At 73.7% G+C, this 18,856-nt stretch carries 13 protein-coding genes; 5 read left to right on the top strand and 8 right to left on the bottom strand.

Going from position 1 to position 18,856, the window contains the following annotated elements; genetic code table 11:
* Nucleotides 1-96: 96 nt before the first annotated feature.
* Nucleotides 97-702: an acyl-CoA-like ligand-binding transcription factor gene (locus tag Athai_RS14920; RefSeq protein WP_203962047.1), complete on the bottom strand. Its 606-nt coding sequence runs from the start codon at nucleotides 700-702 to the stop codon at nucleotides 97-99.
* A gap of 331 nt (nucleotides 703-1,033) precedes the next feature.
* Between Athai_RS14920 and Athai_RS14915 the strand changes: the two genes are divergently transcribed.
* Nucleotides 1,034-1,972: a sigma-70 family RNA polymerase sigma factor gene (locus Athai_RS14915; protein ID WP_203962046.1), complete on the top strand. Its 939-nt coding sequence runs from the start codon at nucleotides 1,034-1,036 to the stop codon at nucleotides 1,970-1,972.
* A gap of 71 nt (nucleotides 1,973-2,043) precedes the next feature.
* Nucleotides 2,044-2,973, top strand: a complete 930-nt coding sequence (locus tag Athai_RS14910) for a TerC/Alx family metal homeostasis membrane protein (RefSeq protein ID WP_203962045.1) — start codon at nucleotides 2,044-2,046, stop codon at nucleotides 2,971-2,973.
* A 15-nt stretch (nucleotides 2,974-2,988) separates the two neighbouring features.
* Here Athai_RS14910 and rhmD read toward each other — a convergent pair whose 3' ends face one another.
* From rhmD to Athai_RS14885, 5 genes are read right to left on the bottom strand one after another with little or no spacing between them, the layout of a single operon-like run.
* Complete coding sequence (gene rhmD / locus Athai_RS14905; protein WP_203962044.1) at nucleotides 2,989-4,176, bottom strand: L-rhamnonate dehydratase; 1,188 nt, start codon at nucleotides 4,174-4,176, stop codon at nucleotides 2,989-2,991.
* A 1-nt stretch (nucleotide 4,177) separates the two neighbouring features.
* Nucleotides 4,178-5,188 (bottom strand): zinc-dependent alcohol dehydrogenase, encoded by a 1,011-nt coding sequence (locus tag Athai_RS14900; protein WP_203962043.1) that lies wholly within the window; start codon nucleotides 5,186-5,188, stop codon nucleotides 4,178-4,180.
* A 48-nt stretch (nucleotides 5,189-5,236) separates the two neighbouring features.
* Nucleotides 5,237-6,001, bottom strand: coding sequence for an SDR family NAD(P)-dependent oxidoreductase (locus Athai_RS14895; protein ID WP_203962042.1), 765 nt, complete (start codon nucleotides 5,999-6,001; stop codon nucleotides 5,237-5,239).
* Nucleotides 6,002-6,035: 34 nt separating this feature from the next.
* Nucleotides 6,036-6,809: an MBL fold metallo-hydrolase gene (locus tag Athai_RS14890; protein WP_203962041.1), complete on the bottom strand. Its 774-nt coding sequence runs from the start codon at nucleotides 6,807-6,809 to the stop codon at nucleotides 6,036-6,038.
* Nucleotides 6,806-7,600 carry an IclR family transcriptional regulator gene (locus Athai_RS14885; protein WP_203962040.1) on the bottom strand — a complete coding sequence of 265 codons (795 nt, stop codon included), beginning with the start codon at nucleotides 7,598-7,600 and terminating at the stop codon, nucleotides 6,806-6,808. The genes Athai_RS14890 and Athai_RS14885 overlap by 4 nt, the downstream gene beginning before the upstream one ends.
* Nucleotides 7,601-7,716: 116 nt before the next feature.
* On the opposite strand from Athai_RS14885, the gene Athai_RS14880 reads away from it, so the two are divergent.
* The 3 genes from Athai_RS14880 to Athai_RS14870 all read left to right on the top strand — a co-directional run bounded on the left by Athai_RS14880 (nucleotide 7,717) and on the right by Athai_RS14870 (nucleotide 16,858).
* Nucleotides 7,717-11,874, top strand: a complete 4,158-nt coding sequence (locus tag Athai_RS14880) for a hypothetical protein (protein WP_203962039.1) — start codon at nucleotides 7,717-7,719, stop codon at nucleotides 11,872-11,874.
* A gap of 227 nt (nucleotides 11,875-12,101) precedes the next feature.
* A complete protein-coding gene (locus Athai_RS14875; protein ID WP_203962038.1) occupies nucleotides 12,102-13,433 on the top strand; it encodes an MFS transporter in 1,332 nt (443 codons plus the stop codon).
* On the top strand, nucleotides 13,430-16,858 hold the full coding sequence (locus Athai_RS14870) for an alpha-L-rhamnosidase (RefSeq protein WP_203962037.1): 3,429 nt from the start codon (nucleotides 13,430-13,432) through the stop codon (nucleotides 16,856-16,858). Before Athai_RS14875 ends, Athai_RS14870 begins: the two co-directional genes overlap by 4 nt.
* Before the next feature lie 108 nt (nucleotides 16,859-16,966).
* Here Athai_RS14870 and Athai_RS14865 read toward each other — a convergent pair whose 3' ends face one another.
* Together Athai_RS14865 and Athai_RS14860 are read right to left on the bottom strand one after the other, a co-directional pair.
* Entirely contained in the window at nucleotides 16,967-18,154 is a 1,188-nt protein-coding gene (locus Athai_RS14865) for a YbfB/YjiJ family MFS transporter (protein WP_203962036.1), read from the bottom strand.
* Nucleotides 18,151-18,738, bottom strand: coding sequence for a TetR/AcrR family transcriptional regulator (locus Athai_RS14860; protein ID WP_203962035.1), 588 nt, complete (start codon nucleotides 18,736-18,738; stop codon nucleotides 18,151-18,153). The genes Athai_RS14865 and Athai_RS14860 overlap by 4 nt, the downstream gene beginning before the upstream one ends.
* Nucleotides 18,739-18,856: the final 118 nt, after the last annotated feature.

Genomic DNA, 18,856 nt, shown 5'->3' with positions numbered 1-18,856 from the left:
CTGTCGGTTACCTGCCGTTCACCGATCCGCGGGCGATTATGGCACTGATTTTCACGAAACAATAGGCATCCGGAGCTTTCCGGGCAGCGCTGCGGCTCACCCGTCGCCGTGCGGCGGCACCAGCCCGGACTCCAGGTAGGCGAACGCGTCGTCGATCAACCGGGCCGGGTCGGTCCCGTCCGGCGCGTCGGTCCAGGCCTGGATTGCGGTACGGATCGCCGCCACCGACGCCGCGGCGGTCAGCTCCACGTACAGGTGGTCGGAGGCCAGGCCGGTACGGCGCGCCACGCCGGCCGCGAGCGCCCGCTGCACCGACCCCATCACCGCGACGAACCGGCCGATCAACCCCGGCTGTTCCCGGATCAGTTCGAGCCGGTCCTGCCACAGGTCCATGCCCATCGCGTCGGCCACGGCCGAGCCGAGCACCGCCCGGATCGCCCCTACCGGGGACTCGGACGCCGGGCGCTTGGCCACCGCGCTGGTGACGAACGCGTCGATCTCGGCGTCCCAGTCGATCAGCGCTTCTTCCTTGCTGGTGAAGTAGTTGAAGAAGGTTCGGGGCGACACGCCCGCCCGGGCGCAGATCTCCTCGACCGTGACCGAGTCCGGGTCGCGGCCACGGACCAGTTCCAGCGCGGCGCGCTGCAACGCGTCCCGGGTCGCCATCTTCCGGTGTGCCCGCCGGCCCCGAATGATGCTCATCCGCGCCTCACCTCCACCGAGCGCCGGGCCGCCACCGAGCCGGGCGGCGCCCGTACCGTGGTCGTCGCGCCGGGGGCCGGATCCGTTCCCGGGCGGCGCCCGGTGGCGACGCTGTGACCAGTGCCATCTTGGCCAATATCTTTGCAGCGGCTGCAAGGTTTCGATAGTTTGCAGTCAGTGCAAGACTGCCGCGCCGTGGCCCGCCACGCGCGGTCGTGACACCGAGCGGGCGGCGCCGCCCACCTGTGGTGCGGCGTCGTGGGGCGCTAGTCGCCGACCTGACGCGTGGGGTGCCACCGCGCGCGTGGCCGACGGGGATTCGGTGGGGGACGTGACGGTAAGCGAGACCGAGCAGTGTGCCGGTGATGCCGACGGCGACGGGCCCACTGCCCGGGTGCAGGCGCTGGCGCAGGCCGCCGGCGGTGACCGCGCCGCGGCTCGTGCCGCGGTCATCGAGTCGTTGCTGCCGCTGGCCGACCGGCTGGCCCGGCGCTACCGCGGGCTCGGCGTGCCGCTGGAGGACCTGCGGCAGGTCGCCGCGACCGGCCTGATCAAGTCGGTCGACGGTTACCGCCCGCAGCTGGGCAGGTTCGTCGCCTACGCGGTGCCGACCATCACCGGCGAACTGCGCCGCTACCTGCGGGACCGGGCCTGGGCGGTGCGCCCGCCGCGCCGGTTGCAGGAACTCGCGCTGCGCACCCACCATGCCGCCGAGGCGCTGTGCGCCCGGCTCGGACGTTCGCCGAGCGTCGGCGAACTCGCCGACAGCGTCGGCGAGCCGGTCGAGCAGGTCGGGCACGCGATGGCGGCGTTTCGCGCGTACATGGCCGTGTCGCTGGACGGCGCGACGGGTGCGGCGGAGGCGCCGCTGGTCGAGCAGCTGCCCGGTGCCGACCCCGGGATCGACGCGGTCGTCGATCGGCTGGCCCTCGCCGAGGCGCTGACCACGCTGCCCGGCCGGGAGCAGGCCATCATCCGGATGCGGTTCCTGGACGAGCTCACCCAGCAGGAGATCGCCGAGAAGCTCGGCATCTCGCAGGCGCACGTGTCCGGCATCCTGTCCCGTACCCTGCGCGAGCTGCGCGGCCTGCTGTCCGCCGAGGGCGCCGCGCCGGCCGTGGCGCCCGCGCAACGCCGCCCGTCGGGGCAGCCGGTCAAGCCCGCCGGTCGGGCCTGCGGCGCGCCCGGCAGTCGGCGCGCACCGCGCTCGGCGCAGCCCTCGTACGGCCGGGGCCCGTGCCGGCGCGGCAGTACCGGCCGCCTCCGCTGACCCGCGCGCCGCTGGGCGCTTGATCGTTCCTCCCGCATACTGGGTGACCTGGGGATGCGGGGGGAGTGACGATGGCCGTCCCGGTCTGGGTGTGGTTGGCCACCGTGCTGGGCATCGCGGTGCTGATCGGCGTCGACGTGTGGCATGCCCGCAGCCCGCACCCGGTCGGCTTCCGCGAGGCGGTGACCTGGTCGGCGATCTACCTGACCGGCGCGCTGGTCTTCGGGCTGGGTGTGCTGCTGTTCGCTGGTAGGGAACCCGGCGCCGAGTTCTTCACCGGCTTCCTGGTGGAGAAGAGCCTGTCGGTCGACAACCTGTTCATCTTCGCGCTCATCCTCGGCCGGTTCGCGGTGCCGCCCGAGCACCAGCAGCGCGCGCTGCTGATCGGGGTGGTCGGGGCGCTGGTGCTGCGCGGTGCGTTCATCGCCGTCGGCGCCGCGGTGATCAGCCAGTTCGCCGTCACGTTCGTGGTGTTCGGCGCCTTCCTGCTCTACACCGGGATCCGGCTGCTGCGGCCCCAGCAGAACGAACCGGACGTGCTCAACTCGCGGGCGGTGCGGCTGCTGCGCCGCATCATGCCGGTCACCGAGGAGTACGCGGGGTCCCGGCTGCTGGTGCGCCGCAACGGGCGGCGGGTCGCGACGCCGCTGTTCCTCGTCGCGGTGACGATCCTGTCGGTCGACCTGGTGTTCGCGCTCGACTCGATCCCGGCCATCTTCGGCATCACCGAGAGCGCCTACCTGGTGTTCACCGCGAACGCGTTCGCCCTGCTGGGGTTGCGCGCGCTCTACTTCCTGCTGATCGGGCTGCTGGACCGGTTGGTGCACCTGCACTACGGTCTTGCGGTGATCCTGGTGTTCATCGGCGTCAAGCTGATCCTGCACTACGTGCACACGCTCGTGCCGGCGGTGCCGGGGATCCCGACCTGGCTGTCGCTGGTGGTCATCGTCGCCGTCCTCGCGGTGGTCACCGCCACCAGCCTGCGCGCCACCCGGCGCTGAGCCCACACCGGACGGTCACTCCCGCCTGTACGGCCGGGCCAGCGCGAGGCCGGGGTCGAGCGTCACGCCGAACCCGGGCGCGTCGAGTTGGCCGATGCGCAGCCTGCCGTGCTCGGGTACCGGCTCACCGAGCAGCTGCGGGTGGAACATCGGGATCACCTCGTCGGCCGCCGGCGCCATCATCAGGAACTCCGAGAACGGACTGTTGTGCTGCCCGAACGCGAAATGGTACGAGTACACGCTCGACCCGTGCGGCACCACGAGCAGGCCGTGCGCGTCGGCGAGCGCGCTGATCCGCAGCAGCTCGGTCAGCCCGCCACACCAGCCGACGTCGGGTTGCAGGATGTCCGCGCAGCCCATCTCGGCCAGCAGCCGGAAACCCCACCGGGTCGCCTCGTGCTCGCCGGTGGTCAGCAGCATGCCGGGCGGCAGCGCCTTGCGGACGGCCGCGTAACCCCAGTAGTCGTCCGGTGGCAGCGGCTCCTCCAGCCAGCGCAGCCCGTGCTCGGCGGCGGCGTGCGCCAGCCGGATCGCGTAGTCGGCGTCCAGCGACATCCAGCAGTCGTAGGCGAGCCAGGCATCCGGGCCCGTCGCGGCGCGCATCTCGGCCAGCAACCGCAGGTTCGCCGCGAAGCCGTCGGCGCCCTCGGCCGGGCCGTGGTGCAGTGGCAGCTTGCCGCCCAGGAACCCGAACTCCACCGCGAGATCGGGCCGGGCGCCGGTGGCGTAGCACGGCTGCTCGTCGCGGACCGCACCGCCGATCATCGCGTACACCGGTTCGGCGCGGACGTGCCCGAGCAGGTCCCACAGCGCCAGGTCGACGCCGCTGATCGCGTTGAGCACCAGTCCCTTGCGGCCATAGAACAGGGTGGACGAGTACATCTGGTCCCAGATCCGGGACAGGTCGGTGACCGTGGCGCCGAGCACGAACCGGGACAGGTGCTTCTCGACGATCCAGGCGGCGGGCTCGCCGCCGGTGGTGACCGCGAACCCGGAGCTGCCGTCGCTCGCCTCGACCACCACGACCAGGGTGCCGAGCACGTTGAGCCCGAAGCTCTGCCGCGACTCGCGGTAGCCGGGGTAGCGGGCCATCGGGGTGGCGATGTGGTCGTCGATCCAGTGTGGACCGTCCTGGTCGTGGTAGTCCGCGCCGCCGCCGCGCAGCACGTACGCCCGGATGTCGGTGATCGTGGGGGCGGCCATCTCAGCCCTCCTCGTCGAAGCGGACCAGGATCTTGCTCGCCGCACTGCCGTCCCGGGCCAGCCGGGTGAACGCGTCCGCCGCCTCGGCCAGCGGCACCTGCGCGGAGATCAGCGGCGCGAGCAACTCCGGTACGGTGCCGGCCCACGCCGCGGTGGCCGCGAACTCCTCGGCGGTGTAGCAGAAGCTGCCGATCAGGCTGCGTTCCGCGGTGCTGATCGGGTACGCGGCGAGGTCGAGCCGCGGCGCGCCCATGCCGACCAGGACGACCCGGGCGCCGGGCTCGGTCGCCGCGAGCGCCTCCGCGACGGTGGCGTCGACCCCGACCGCGTCGATCGCGACGCTCGCCGGCGCGTCCAACGTGTCGAGCGCGCCGTCCGGCTCCACCGTGGCCACGCCGAGCGCGTCGACCAGGGTGCGGCGGCCAGGATCCGGCTCGGTCACGACGATCCAGGCCGCGCCGAGCCGCTTCGCGGCGAGCGCGACCGCCTGCCCGATCGGGCCGCCGCCGAGGACGAGCACCCGGTCGCCGGCGCCGACCGAGCCTCGGCAGGCCGCGTGGTAGCCGACCGCGAGCGGTTCGACCAGCGCGCCGTGCGGCAGCGGCATCCCGGCCGGCAGCGGTACCACGTTGGCGGCCGGCAGCAGCAGCCGGTCGGCGAACGCCGCGCTGCGGTGCGGGTCGACGCCGATGACGGTGCGCCGGGCGCAGATCTGCGACCGGCCGCCGCGGCAGGCGGCACACTCGCCGCAGGCGAGCACCGGATAGGCGGTGGCCGGGGTGCCCACCGCCAGGTCGACGCCGGCGCCGACGGACTCCACCGTACCGGCGGTCTCGTGGCCCATCACCTGGCCCGGTTGGCGCCGGCCGTTGTCACCGGTGAACCCGTGCAGGTCCGAACCGCAGATGCCGGTCGCGGCGATGCGCAGCACCACCTCGCCGGGCCCCGGCACCGGGTCGGGGCGCTGCTCGACCGTCAGGTTCCAGAAGTCGTCCAACACCAGTGCGCGCAAGCCTGGCCTCCGTTTCGCGCCGACCCGAACGGCATCGGGTCGGTACCGTCATTGCAGGTTGACGAACATGCCGCCGTCGACGAGCAGCTCGGCGCCGTTGACGTAGCCGGCCTCCGGCCGGGTCAGCAGCCAGATCGCGCCGGCGATGTCGTCGGGTACGCCGGTGTGGCCGACCGGGATGCGCTGGGCGAACATCTCCCGCTTGCCGGGGCGGGCCAGGTCCTCGCGGTTGATGTCGGTCTCCACCGTGCCGGGCAGGACCGCGTTGCAGGTGATGCCGTGCGGCGCCAACACGATCGCGAGGCTCTTCATCAGCGAGCTGATGCCGGCCTTGGTGGCGCAGTAGTGCACCTGGTGCGAACCGCCCACCCAGGCCGAGATCGAGGACACCGACACGACGCGCCCGCCGCGGCCGGCGGCGACCATCTGCCGGGTGAACGCCTGGGTCACCAGGAACACGCCGCGCAGGTTCACCTGGTGGGTGCGGTCCCACAGCTCGACGTCGATGTCGAAGAAGTCGGCGAACGGGCAGATTCCGGCGTTGTTGACCAGCACGTCCAGCGGCCCGAACTCGGCGTGCACCGCCTCGGCCATGGCGGCCACCTGGGTCGGGTCGGCGACGTCGGCGGCCACCGGGTACGGGTCTCCGCCGGCCGCGGTGACCAGCTCGGCGGTGTGCTCGGCGTGCTCGCGCTCGCCGGGCGGGTAGTTGATCGCCACCCGGGCGCCGTCGCGGCCGAACCGTACCGCGGTGGCGCGGCCGATGCCGCGGGCCGCCCCGGTGACCAGTACCCGCTGCGCTTCGTCGGTCATGGCCGGCGCCTCCTGTCGATGCACGGGGGTGGCTTCATCCGACCCGCCCGCCGGGGTACCGGTCGAAGTTCGCCGGGTCGTACAGCGGCAGGATGTGCGCCGCGCTGCGACGGACCCGCTGGTAGCTGGACCGGCATTCGTCGATGTTCTCGCTGATCCCGATCGGGTGGTCGGCGAGCACGTTGTCCAGCAGGAAGTAGGTGTCGGAGATGGCCGCGGTGCCGGTGGCGGTGTCCGCCTCGACGACCATCGACGCCCGGTGGTGCCCGCCGCTGAACCAGGTGCGCAGCCCCGGCGCGACCTCGTCCTCGTCGGCGAGCAGCCGCACCCGCGGCCAGGCCTCGGTGACCAGGTGCACCAGGATGTCGTCCGGGATCGAGGTGGCGCGGTCGTCGTGCGGGTGCTGGTGGGTGGTGTGGAAGTGGCACCATCCCCGCTCGGTGAGGCAGATCTGCGCCTCGGTGAACAGCGGCACGTTGCTCACCGTGTACAGCTGGAGCGGGGTGAGCAGCACGTGCGTGACCTCGTCCGGGGTGACGCCGCGCGCGGCGAGGGCGTCCACGATGTACTCGCCGGGTTCGCGGCGCAGCACCGCGCGGGGGCCGAGAACCTGCGTCCACTTCTCGTTCATCGGGCCCAGATCGGCCGCCGGGCCGGTGTTGACCAGCGCGGTGACCCCGCCGCCGCGGATCAGCGCGGCCTGGAACCGGAGCGGGATCCACTCGTCCCACCGGCTCATCCAGTAGGCCTCCGGGCCCGGTACGTCGCCACGGCCCATCGACAGCAGGTCCACCTGGTAGCGGCTCACGTGGTCGTCCTCCTCGGTTGGTCGGCGTCGAAGCCGAGCTCGGCCGAGAGCCCGGATCCGGCCTCGCGCAACAGTTCCAGGCCGCGGGTGCGCAGCTCGCGGCGGAACCGGATGGTGGGCACCGAGACGCTCATCCCGGCGACCACCCGGCCGGTGGCGTCCCGGATCGGGACGGCGAGGCAGCGGACCCCGACCGTGTACTCCTCGGTGTCGGTGCCGTAGCCGCGCCGGCGCACCTGGCGCAGCTGCTCGCCGAGCGCCGCCAGCGAGGTGATGGTGTGCTCGGTGAACGCCGTGAGGGGCACGCCGGTGAACCGGTGGGTCAGCTCGGTGTCGGCCAGCCCGGCCAGCAGTACCTTGCCCAGCGCGGTGGTGTGCGCCGGCAGCCGGCGGCCGACCGCGGAGGCCAGCGCGAGCGCCTGGTTGCCGTCGACCTTCGCCACGTACACGTTGTGCACTCCGTCGAGCACGGCCAGCTGCACCGTCTCGTTGAGCTCCGCGCAGATCCGGCGCATGTGCGGCAGGGCGCGGTCGGCCAGCGGCAGCGACCGGCCGTACGCGTTGCCGGCGGACAGCGTGCGGATGCCGAGCGAGTACCGCCGGGTCTGCTCGTCGAAGCCGGCCCAGCCGGAGTCGACCAGGGTGCGCAGCAGGCCGTGCAGGCTGGACTTGGGATAGCCGAGCCGTTCGGCGAGCGCGGTGAACCCCATCGGCTGCTCGTGCTCGGTCAGCACCTCCAGGATGGCCAGCGCGCGCCGCGCGGACTTCACCGGATCCGGGAGCGAGTTCATCTACATGAACTTTCTTTCCGTCTCTTGAACTGTTGGCGGCGACGCTACTACGTTTCCTGGCGAAACAGAACCGTGACATCTCACCGCCATCCCGGGTAAACCTGCGAGGTACCGGCATGACGCACTCGGCTGTACGGCACTGGGAACGCGCGCTGACCGACCCCGACCTGGGTTACGGGCCGGTGCCGATCTGGTGGTGGTCGGGGGACCGGCTGGAACTCGACCGGCTGCGCTGGCAGCTGCACCGGCTCTACGACGGCGGGGTGCGCGCCGCGGTGGTGCTGAACCTGGCGCCGTCCGGGCCGCTGCACGGTTGCCTCGCCGACGATCCGCCGTTCGCCTCGCCGGCCTGGTGGCAGATCTTCACCGGGGTGTGCGCCGAGGCGCGGCGGATCGGCTTCCGGCTCTGGTGCTACGACCAGATCGGGTTCTCCGGCGCGAACCTGCAGGCCGACCTGGTCAGCGCGGAGCCGGCGTTCGCCGGCTGGGACCTGCGCCGCACCAGCGTGACCGGTACCGGGGCGCTGCGGGTGGCCGCCCCGCCGGGTGCGGTGCCGGTGGCCGCCTCGTTGTCCACCGTGGACGGTACGGCCGAGGTCGCGGTGGACCCGGCCGGCGCGGGTGCCGAGGTGGCGGGCGCCCCGCCGGGTGCGGGCACCGAGGCGACGCTGACCCTGTACCACGCGGTGCGGCGCGGTTTCGACTACTGCGAGCCGGCTGCCTGCGCCGCGCTGCTGGACCGGGTGCACGGCGAGTTCGAGCGACACGCCGGGGCGTACTTCGGCGACGTGATCGTCGGCACCTTCCAGGACGAGCTGCCCGCGATGCCGACCTGGTCGGCGCGGTTCGCCGCCGAGTTCGCCCGGCGCCGCGGCTACCGGCTGACCGGGGTCCGGCTCGCCGCCCTGTTCGGCGGGGCCGGCGACGAGCACGCCCGGATCCGGTACGACTACCAGCGCACCCGCGCGGAGCTGGCCGACCAGGCGTTCTTCGTCCCGCTCCGGGACTGGCACCGGCGGCACGGGCTGACCTGCGGGTACGACCAGCAGCACCCGGCGCGGGCCGGCGAGCCGATCGGCTCGACCGAGCTGTACGCGGACTACCCGCGGCTGGGCGGCCGGTACGGTGCGCCGGGCAGCGACCACTGGGGCGACCCGAAGATCCACAGTGGACTGTCGCACCTGCACGGCGGGAGCCAAACCTGGCTGGAGGGGTTCCACTCCAGCGGCTGGGGCGGCACGCTGGAGGAGACCTTCGACTGGCTGCTGCCGTGGCTGCGGGCCGGCGTCACCCTCTACGACCCGCACGCGGTCTACTACGCGACCAGGGCCGGCTGGTGGGAGTGGGCGCCGCCGTCCACCTGCTGGCGGCAGCCGTACTGGCCGCAGTACCCGGCGTTCGCCCGGCTGGTGTCCCGGCTGTGCGAGCTGCTGTCCACCGGTACCCACGAGTGCGACGTCGCGGTGCTGCATCCCACCGCCACCGTGCAGGCGGCGCTGACCGTCGACGGCCGGGCGCTGCCGGCGGCGCGCGCCGCGCAGGACGCGTACCTGCAGTTGAACGGATCGGCGTCCTGGCTGCGCGAGGTACCGGGTGCGCTGGCCGCCGCCGGGGTGGACCACGAGGTCGTCGACGATGCGGCCGTCGCCGGCGGGACGGTCGCCGGCGGCGTGCTGCGGCTCGCGACCGAGACGTACCGGACGGTGCTGCTGCCCGGCTGCGGGTGGCTGACCGACGACACCGCCGGCCGGCTCGCCGAGCTGGCCGCCGGCGGCGGCCGGGTCGCGTGCGTCGGTACCGTGCCGCGCGGCGCGCTGCCGGCGAACGGCCCGGGCTGGGCCCGGTTCGCCGCCGCCCTCGCCGCCGGAACGATCGAGACACCCAGGACGCCGGTCGAGGCGCCGGCCGGCGAACCCGCCGGTGCCCCCGCTTGTCCGGCCCCTGCCGATCCGGCCGGCGAACCCGCCGGTGGGTCGGCTGGCCCGGCCGCCGCGGACGCCGCCGGCGAGAACGCCGCCGCCCGGTCCGGGCAGCGGCCCACGGGATCGGCCACCCGGCCGGTGGCCGCACTGGCCCGTCGGCTCGCCGCGGAGGCGGCGGTGCGCTGCGACGTGCCGACGCTGGTGCGGCGCGCCGGGGACACCCGGCTGGTGCTGCTGACCGCGCACGACGCGAGGACCGGTACCGCGCAGCCGATGCACGGCGACTGGGTGTTCTTCGACGTGCACCGCTTCTTCGACTTCGACCGGTACACCCGCACCATGCGCGACCGCGGCTACACCTTCCGGCCGTGCGGGGCCGACCGCGTCGCCACCCTCTCGGTACCGGCCTGCTGGGGGCGCGCCCAGCTGTGGGACGTGACGGCCGGCACCCGCAGCACCCTGGACCGGCTCGTCGCCGGGGACCGCGCCACCGTACGGGTGCCGTTCGGGTCCGGGCCCGCCGCGGTGGTGGTGTTCGGCGCGAGCACGCCCGCGCCGGCGGCCGGCCCGCAGCCCGGGCGGGTGCTCGCCACGTTGCCGAATCGCTGGACCGCCACGGTCGAGCCCATGCTGGACAACCGGTGGGGTGACCTGGCCGCGGGCCGGACCGACCCGCCGGTGCAGACCTGGCGGCTGGCACACCGGGAGACCGGGCCGGAGGTGACCGCGGAACGGTTGCCGCCGGACGGCTGGGACCAGGTCGTCGCCACGTTCGGCCGGTACGGGTCGGTCGCCGGGCCGTGCGACACCGCCGAGCAGCTCGCCGCAGCCGGCTGGCGGGCCGCGGTGTACTCGCTGTCCCGGGGCATCCCGGACGATCCGCGCCACCACGCGACGCTCGGCCCGAAGGGATACGTGCCCGAGGAGTTCGTGCACGTCGATAACGTGCGTGCCGGGCAGTGGGTGGCGCTGCGCACCGGTTTTCGCCTCGACACCGGCCAGCGCACCGGGCTGCACCTCGCGGTCGGCGCACCGGGTGCCCGCCGCCTGGTGCTCGACGGCGTCGTGCTGCCCGCCGCCGGAGACGGGTACCTCACCATCCAGCCGATCCCGGCTCGCGCCGGCCACCACGAACTGACCGTGCAGGTGCGGTCCGATGTGGACGGTGCGGTGCGGCTGTGGTGGGCGCTGACCCGCGAACCGGACCAGTTGCGCCGGCCGGAGTGGCTGGTGCCGACGCGGTCGCCGGCGGCGGTGGGGCACCGCTTCACGCTGCCCGGCCGGATCCGCCGCGCGGTGCTGCAGATCGGTACCGAGGGCGCCGCGGTGATCCGGCTCAACGGTGCGCGGATCGGCCGGCACGGCGGCTTCGACCCGTACGCGCAGAACCGTGCGGTGCGGGTGCGCCCATACGAGGTCGCCGACCGGCTGGTCGCCGGCGAGAACGAGCTGGTGGTCGAGTTCACCGACCCGGCCGGTGCGGCGGTGTGGGTGGACGGGACGATCGACACCGACGCCGGCCGGGCGGACCTGGTGTCTGCGCCGCACTGGACGATCGGCGCGCCGCGGGTGCGTCGGGAGCAGTGGCTGGATCCGCGCACCGGCTGCCTGTGGCCGCGGCCGCACCCGCTGCCCGGGGCCGGTTGGTTGGACGGACGGCCGCCCGGCGCGGTCCTGCCGGTGGTCCCCGTCGAGTCGGTGCCGGCCGCGCCGCGCACCCAGTGGTTCCGGTGCCGGTTGCCGCCCGGCGCCCGGCGGATGACCGTACCGGTGCGCGGTGCCGCCCGGGTCTGGCTGGACGGCACCGAGCGGCCGGTGCTCGACGGCGAGGTCGAGATCACGCCGGGAGCGAGCCGGGCGCTGCTCGCGGTGTCCACCGTGGACACGGCCGGTGGGGCGACGCTGACCGGGCCGGTGGAGTACCGGACCGGGCCCGGTGAGATCGACCTCGGTGACTGGGCCGACGCCGGCCTCGGTTCGTACTCCGGGGCGGTGCGCTACGCCCGGACCCTGACCGGGCTCGACCCGGACCAACCGACCTGGCTGGATCTCGGCGAGGTGCGCGGCACCGTGGAGGTCCGGCTGAACGGCGTGGCCGTCGGGCAGCTGCTGCTTTCCCCGTACCGGGTGCGGATCGACCGGTGGCTGCACGCCGGCGCGAACCGGCTGGAGCTGGTCGTGCGCAACACCCTCGCGCCGTATCTGGGCGACACCACACCGACCGCCGGGGTGTTCGCCGGGCAACGCCGTTCCGGTCTGTTCGGGCCGGTCCGGCTGCTCGGCGCCGCGCGGCCGGCCACCCGCACAACCGGACGGGGAACGGACCGACCCTGCGATGGGAGCGGCAAGTGAGTGAGCGTGAGCGAGTGAATCGGTGGCATCGGGTGTGGTGCCTCGTCGGTGTTCCGACGAAGGAGGAACGCCCATGAGTGAGCGTGAGCGAGTGAATCGGTGGCGTTGCGTGTGGTGCCTCGTCGGTGTTCCGACGAAGGAGGAACGCCCATGAGTGAGCGTGAGCGAGTGAATCGGTGGCGTTGCGTGTGGTGCCTCGTCGGTGTTCCGACGAAGGAGGAACGCCGATGAGTACGGCAGCGGACGCGGTGCTGGACGACGGCGCCGAGCGTCGGCGGTACTGGAAGTGGACGGCGGTGGCCGGGATGGCCAGCTACATCGACGCCGGGTCCATCGTGGCCGGCTCGGTCGGGCTGAGCCTGTGGTCGCACAAGTTCGGGCTGACCAGCAGCACGGTCGGGCTGCTCGGCGCGTTCAGCTCCAACGCGATCTCGGCCGGGATCGGCGCGCTGATCGGTGGCTGGATCTGCGACCGGTTCGGGCGCAAGAAGATCTACACCTGGGATCTGCTGCTGTACGCGTTCGGCATCCTCTGGATCATCTGCGCGGTCAACACCTGGATGCTGTTCGTCGGCTACATTCTCGCCGGTCTCGCGGTCGGCGCCGACGTCCCGGCGTCCTGGACGCTGATCACCGAACTCGCGCCGGCCCGAACCCGCGGCCGGCTCGGTGGGCTCGCCCAGGTGCTGTGGAACCTGGGCCCGGTGGTGACCCTGCTGCTGTCGCTCGCGCTCTCGTCGCTGGGCATGCTCGGGGTGCGGCTGGTGTTCATCCACCTGTTACTCGTGGCGATCGTCACCTGGGTGCTGCGGCACGGCGTCGCGGAGTCGGTGCGCTGGCGACGTGCCACCAGCAGGTCCGCCGCGGCGGGTGGCAGAGCCAGGATCGCCGCGCTGTTCACCCGGCGGGGCACGACCGCGCTGCTGTTCTGCATCGGCATGTACGGGGTGTGGAACCTGTTCGCCGGCACCAACGGCTTCTACTTCCCGTACCTGCTGAGCACCTTCGGCGCGCAGAGCCAGGCGGCGAGCGTCGGCCTGCAGTGCGTGAGCTTCGGGCTGACGGTGATCGGCACCCTGGTGGTGTACATGCCGTTCAACGACCGGGTGAACCGCCGGGTGCTGCTCGGCGTCAGCGTGGTGCTGCAGTTCCTCGGAATGGGGCTGTTCGTGGTGCTGCCGCTGAACCTGCCGGTGGCGCTGGCGTACGTGCTGCTGATCGGGTTCGGTTCCGGCTTCGGGCAGCAGCACTTCTTCCAGCTGTGGTCCGGCGAGCTGTTCCCCACGGTGCTGCGCTCCACCGCGCAGGGCTTCACCTTCGCCGTGGTGCGCATCGGGTTGGGGATCTGGAGCTTCTTCGTTCCGCTGATCACCGCGAACGCCGGCTTCCGCTACCTCGCCCTGATCCTGGTGATCCTGCAGGCGGTCAGCGGGCTGATCGGGGTGGTGTTCGGCCCGCGCACCGCGGGCCAGACCCTGGAGCAGATCGAGGCGAGCCGCGGCTGGCGGGACGAACCGGCGTCGGCCACCGACCCGGTGGCGGAGCGAGGGACGGCATGAAGCGACGCACCGCACTGGCGGCCCTTGCCGCGGGCTCCGGTTCGGCCGCGCTCGGTGTGGTACCGCCGGGCCCGGCGACCGCGGGGCCGGCCGGAGCACCGCTGCGACCGTACCGGCTGCGGGTCGACGGCCTCGCCGATCCGCTCGGCATCGACGACACCGCGCCGCGGTTGTCCTGGTGGCTGGCCGGCGACGGTACCGACCGGCGCCAGACCGGCTACCAGGTCCGCGCGGCGTCGACGGAGGCCGGACTGTCCGCACCGGACCTGTGGGACTCCGGGCGCGTCGAGTCCGCCGACAGCACCCAGGTCGGCTACCGCGGCAGCACACTGCACTCCCGGGACCGGGTCTGCTGGCAGGTGCGGGTGTGGGACGAGGCGGGCCGGGTCGGTGACTGGAGCGACGCCGCGTGCTTCGAGCTGGGGCTGCTGTCGGCCGAGGACTGGACCGCACGCTGGATCACTCACCCGGACTGGCTGCCGGTTCCCACCGACACGCCGCTTCCGCTGCTGGCCAGGCAGTTCCGGGCCGGCACGGTGCGCCGGGCCCGGCTGTACCTCACCGGCGTGGGGATCTACCACGCCACCCTGAACGGTCAGCCGGTCACCGACGCGGTGCTGGAACCGCCGAACACCGACTATGCCGCCCGCGTCGTCTACGCCTGCCACGACGTCACCGGGATGATCCGGGACGGCGCCAACACCCTCGCGGTACGGCTGGGCAACGGCACGTTCAACGTGCCGGACACGCCCGACCGGTACCGCAAGTACGTCGGGGTGCAGGGGCCGCCGAAGCTGCTCGCCCAGCTGGAGATCGACGGCGAGACGATCGGCACCGACACCCGCTGGCGGACCACGCTCGGCCCGACCACGTTCGCCACCTGGTACGGCGGGGAGGACCACGACGCGCGGCGCGAGCCGGCCGGCTGGCAGCGTCCGGGCGCCGACCTGTCCGGCTGGCGTGCGGCGGTGATCACCGGTCCGCAGGCCGCGGACACCGCGCTCACCGCGCGCCGGTGCCCGCCGATCCGGGCGGTCGACACCGTGGCGGCGGTGGCGATCACCCAGCCGAAGCCGGGGACCCACGTGTTCGACCTGGGCGTGAACATCGCCGGCTGGGAGGAGCTGCGGGTCGCCGGCCCGGCCGGTACCGAGGTGACGATCCTGCCGGGGGAGCGGCTCGGACCCGACGGGTTGGTCGACCAGGGCACGATGATCGCCGGTGGGGCCACGTCACCGCCGATCGTGGACCACTACACGCTGGCCGGGCACGGCACCGAGGTGTGGCATCCGCAGTTCTGCTACCACGGGATGCGCTACCTCCAGGTGACCGGGCTGCCGGCGGAACCGGACCGCTCGATGCTGCGCGGGATCGTGTTGCGGACCGACAACGAGCCGGCCGGCGAGTTCGGCAGCTCCAGCGACCTGTACGACGGGGTGCACCGGATCATCGACCGTTCGGTGCAGGGCAACATGTTCAGCGTGCCGACCGACTGCCCGGACCGGGAGAAGCTCGGCTGGCTGGAGGAGACGCACCTCAACTTCGCCACGCTGAACCGCAACTACGACATCGCCGCCTGGTTCGCCGAGTTCCTGCGCACCGTGCGGGAGGCGCAGGAGGACACCGGGCTGGTCCCGGACATCGCCCCGCAGTACGCGCACTTCTCCGGCGGCAGCCACGACGAGCCGAACTGGGGCAGCGCGATCATCCTGGCCGCGCTCGCCACCTGGCGCAGCTACGGCGACGATCGGGTGCTGTCGGACAACTACCCGGCGATGCGGCGCTACCTGGACTACCTGTCCGGCCGGGCATCGGGCGACCTGCTCGACTACGGGCTGGGCGACTGGGGCGAGCTGGGTCAGAACACGCCGACCGGCGTCGCGGCCAGCTACGGGTACCTGCGTGCCGCGCGTGGCCTCGCCGAGGTGGCGACGGCGCTCGGCGAGAAGGACGACGCGGCCCGCTACGGCCGGCTGGCGGACCGGATCGCCGCCGCGTTCGACACCAGGTATCGCGACGGGCACCGCTACGCCAACGGCACCCAGGCGGCGGATGCCTTCGCGCTGGACGCCGGGGTGGTCCCGGCCGCCGAGCGCGCCGCGGTGCTCGACCACCTGATCGGCCAGATCCGGGCCTTCGGCAACCACCTGACGGTCGGCGAGATCGCGTTGCCGGCGGTGTTCCGGGCGCTGGCGGCCGGTGGCCGGGACGACGTGGTGGCCGACGTTCTCGCCACCACCGGCGATCCGAGCTACGGCTACCAGCTGGTGTGCGGCGCCACCTCGCTCACCGAGTACTGGGACGGGCCCACCGCGTACGGCTCGCAGAACCACTGGATGCTCGGCGCGATCGAGGAGTGGTTGCACACCCGGGTCGGTGGCCTCGCCGCGGCAGGCGGCAGCGTGGGCTACCACGACCTGCTGATCGCGCCGGTACCGGTCGGCGACCTCACCTCGGCGCACGTGCGGTACCACACCCCGTACGGCCCGGCGGGCGCCGAGTGGTCCCGGCGCGGCCACGAGTTCCGGCTCACCGCGACGGTGCCGGTGGGCACCACGGCGCTGCTGGTGGCACCGCCGGGGGTCACCGCGGTACGCCCGCCCCGGGGTGCCCGCCGGGACGGCGACGGCTGGCGGGTCGGTTCGGGCGAGTGGACGCTGACGGCCACCAGCAGGAGCACGGCGCCGCGCCCCGGCCCGGTGCAGCTGGCGATCAACGGCCCGCGCACCGAGGTCCCGGTGCTCGGCGACGAGCCGATCACCGCCGACTTCCGGCTGCACAATCTCGGCACGCATGCGGCCACCGTCGTACCCCGGGTCAGCGTCACCGACGGGTTCACCGCCCGGGTCACCCGGCGGCGGGTCCGCATCGCCGGTCGGGAGACGGTCACGGTGCGGGTGACGGCGACCCGTACCGATCCGGGCGCGAAGGCCGGAACGCTGCGGCTGTCGGCCGGCGGTACCACGACCGCGGTGCCGCTGGCCCAGACCGACGACTGGGTGCGCCTGGCGACGATGGAGTCGTCCAGCGACCACAACGGGTCGGCCGCCTCCTACACCAACGACGGCGTCACCGACTCGGCGTACTGGCACAACGGCGTCGGCGGTTGGAACGACGGGACGAGCAGGCAGTTCCCGGACACGCTGACCGCGCGCTGGTCGCATCCGGTGGCGTTGCACCGGGTCGTGGTGTACACACTGGACAGTGCACGGTATCCGGCCAGCCGGTTCGGGCTGCGCGACTACGACGTGCAGGTCGCCGACGGTGCGCGCTGGCGCACCGTGGCCAGCGTGCGGGGCAACACCGCCGGCCACGTCGAGTCGACGTTCGCGACCGTGCGCACCACCGCGCTGCGGCTGTCGATCACCGACACCAACGATCACGGCTACAGCCGGGTCCTGGAACTGGCCGCCTACTCCACCTGACGACCTGCGGGCGGGCCGGCACCCGGGGCCGGCCCGACCGCAGCTCTGGCCCCGTGCCGGGGCCACGACCTGCGCGGCGAGCGGTCGCGGGCCTGGACCCGTTTCGGGTCACGACCTCCGGGGCGAGCTGTCGCGAAACAGGACGGCCACGCCGATCGCCACGGCGAGCAGCGCGGCGCCGAGCGCGAGACCGGCCCGCACCCCGCCCGGGCCGTCGGACAGCACCCCGGACAGCACCGGACCGACGCACTGTCCGGCGGCGAACGCGGTGGTCAGCGCGGCGATGGCAGCGGTCCAGTGCCGGGGCGCCAGGTGCTGCCGGGCCGCCGCGGTCACCGCCGTCACCACGGTCAGGAACGCGCCGCCGAACGGCACCGCCGACACGATCGCCACCGGCAGCCCGCCGGGCAGCAGCGGCAACCCCGCGCCGAGCACCAGCACCGCGAGCACCAGCGCGACGCCCCGGCCGGCGCGCAACCGGGCCAGCAGCGGTGCCCAGAGGAAACCGGCCACCGTCGCCGCCGCGCCGAGCAACGCCCAGAACGCGGTGACGGTACCGCTGCCGGCGCCCTCGGCCCGCAGGTACGCGACGATGAACGTCATGTAGGCGATGTAGCCCGCACCGAACAGGCCATAGCACACCAGCAGCGGGAGCAACGGCCGCAGCGGCAGCCGGCCACCGGCCGACCGGTGCGCCGTCTCGTCCTCGGCCGGTACCGCGCGGGCCGCCGGCACCGCGACCGCGAGCGCCGCGAACGCCAGCACCCCGAGCACCACCCAGGCGCCCCGCCAGCCGAGCACGGCCAGTACCGGCGGGACCGTCAGGCCGGACAGCAGGATGCCGGCACCGCCGCCGCAGAAGTACACGGCGAGCAGTCGGGTGGCCTGGCCGGCGCTCGCGTCGCGGCCGGCGCGGGCGGCGAGGCCACCGCCGACGACCAGCGCGACGGCGCCGGCCGCGCCGGCGACCAGGCGAAGCACGGCCAGTACGGGCACCGACCCGGTGCCGGCCGACGCGAGCACCGCCGCCGCGGTCACGACCAGGCCCACCAGGTACCCGGTGCGTAGCCCCAGCCGTGTCGCGAGCGGCGCCGCGACGAGCGCACCCAGCAGGTAGCCGGCGGCGTTGGCGGTGTTCAACGCGCCCGCCGTGGCGAAGCTGAGCGACAGGTCGGTGCGCATCGCCGGCAGTACCAGCGCGTAGGCGAATCGGGCCAGGCCGAGTGCGACCGCCGGCCCGGCGGCGAGCCCGGCGGCGACGAGCAGCGGGCGGGCCTGCGCCGCCGTGACCGTCACCGCGGCAGCCCGGCGGCGAGAACGAGTGCCGCGAGCTGCCGGCCGGTGTCGAACGCGGCCGCGTCGCCCTCGACGAGCACCCGCGCGTTCGCCCCGTCGAGCACCAGCAGCAGTTGCTCGCCGATCCGGGCCGGGTCGCGGGCGCCCGCCTCGCCGGCCAGCTCGGCGAACGTGTCCGCCCACCAGCGCTTGTGTTCCCGGATCACCTGCCGGGCCGCGGCGTCGTCGGACTCGACCAGTTCGGCGGCCGCGTTGAGGAACGCGCAGCCGCGCGCCCCGGCGTCCCGGTGCCAGTCGCGCAGCCAGTCGAACACCGCGAGGATCCGCTCGGCCGGCGGCCGGTCGGCGATCCCGGCGAGGTAGCCGGTGAGCCCGTCGCGCCGGGTCTCGGCCTGCCGTGCCAGCGCCGCGGTGACCAGCTCCGACTTGGACCGGAAGTGCGCGTACAGGGTGGGCTTGGAGACGGTGGCGGCCGCGGTGATGGTGTCCACTCCGGTCGCGGTGACGCCGCGGCGGTAGATCACCGCGGCGGTGGTCTCGACGAGTCGGTCGCGCGCGGTGCCGCGCGGGGTCCGTTCGGCCATGCGTAACAGACTAACAGGTCAGTAAGGTTGGCCAGGTCGGCCGACACCACGGCCCACCGGGACCGGCCGATGCAGTGCGTCGCCTCGCGCCGTCGCGGGGACAGGGACCGATGCCCCG

Source organism: Actinocatenispora thailandica (assembly GCF_016865425.1).
GTDB classification, from domain to species: domain Bacteria; phylum Actinomycetota; class Actinomycetes; order Mycobacteriales; family Micromonosporaceae; genus Actinocatenispora; species Actinocatenispora thailandica.
The sequence above is the reverse complement of the archived record's forward strand: the minus strand, read 5'-3'. Positions and strand labels throughout refer to the sequence as shown.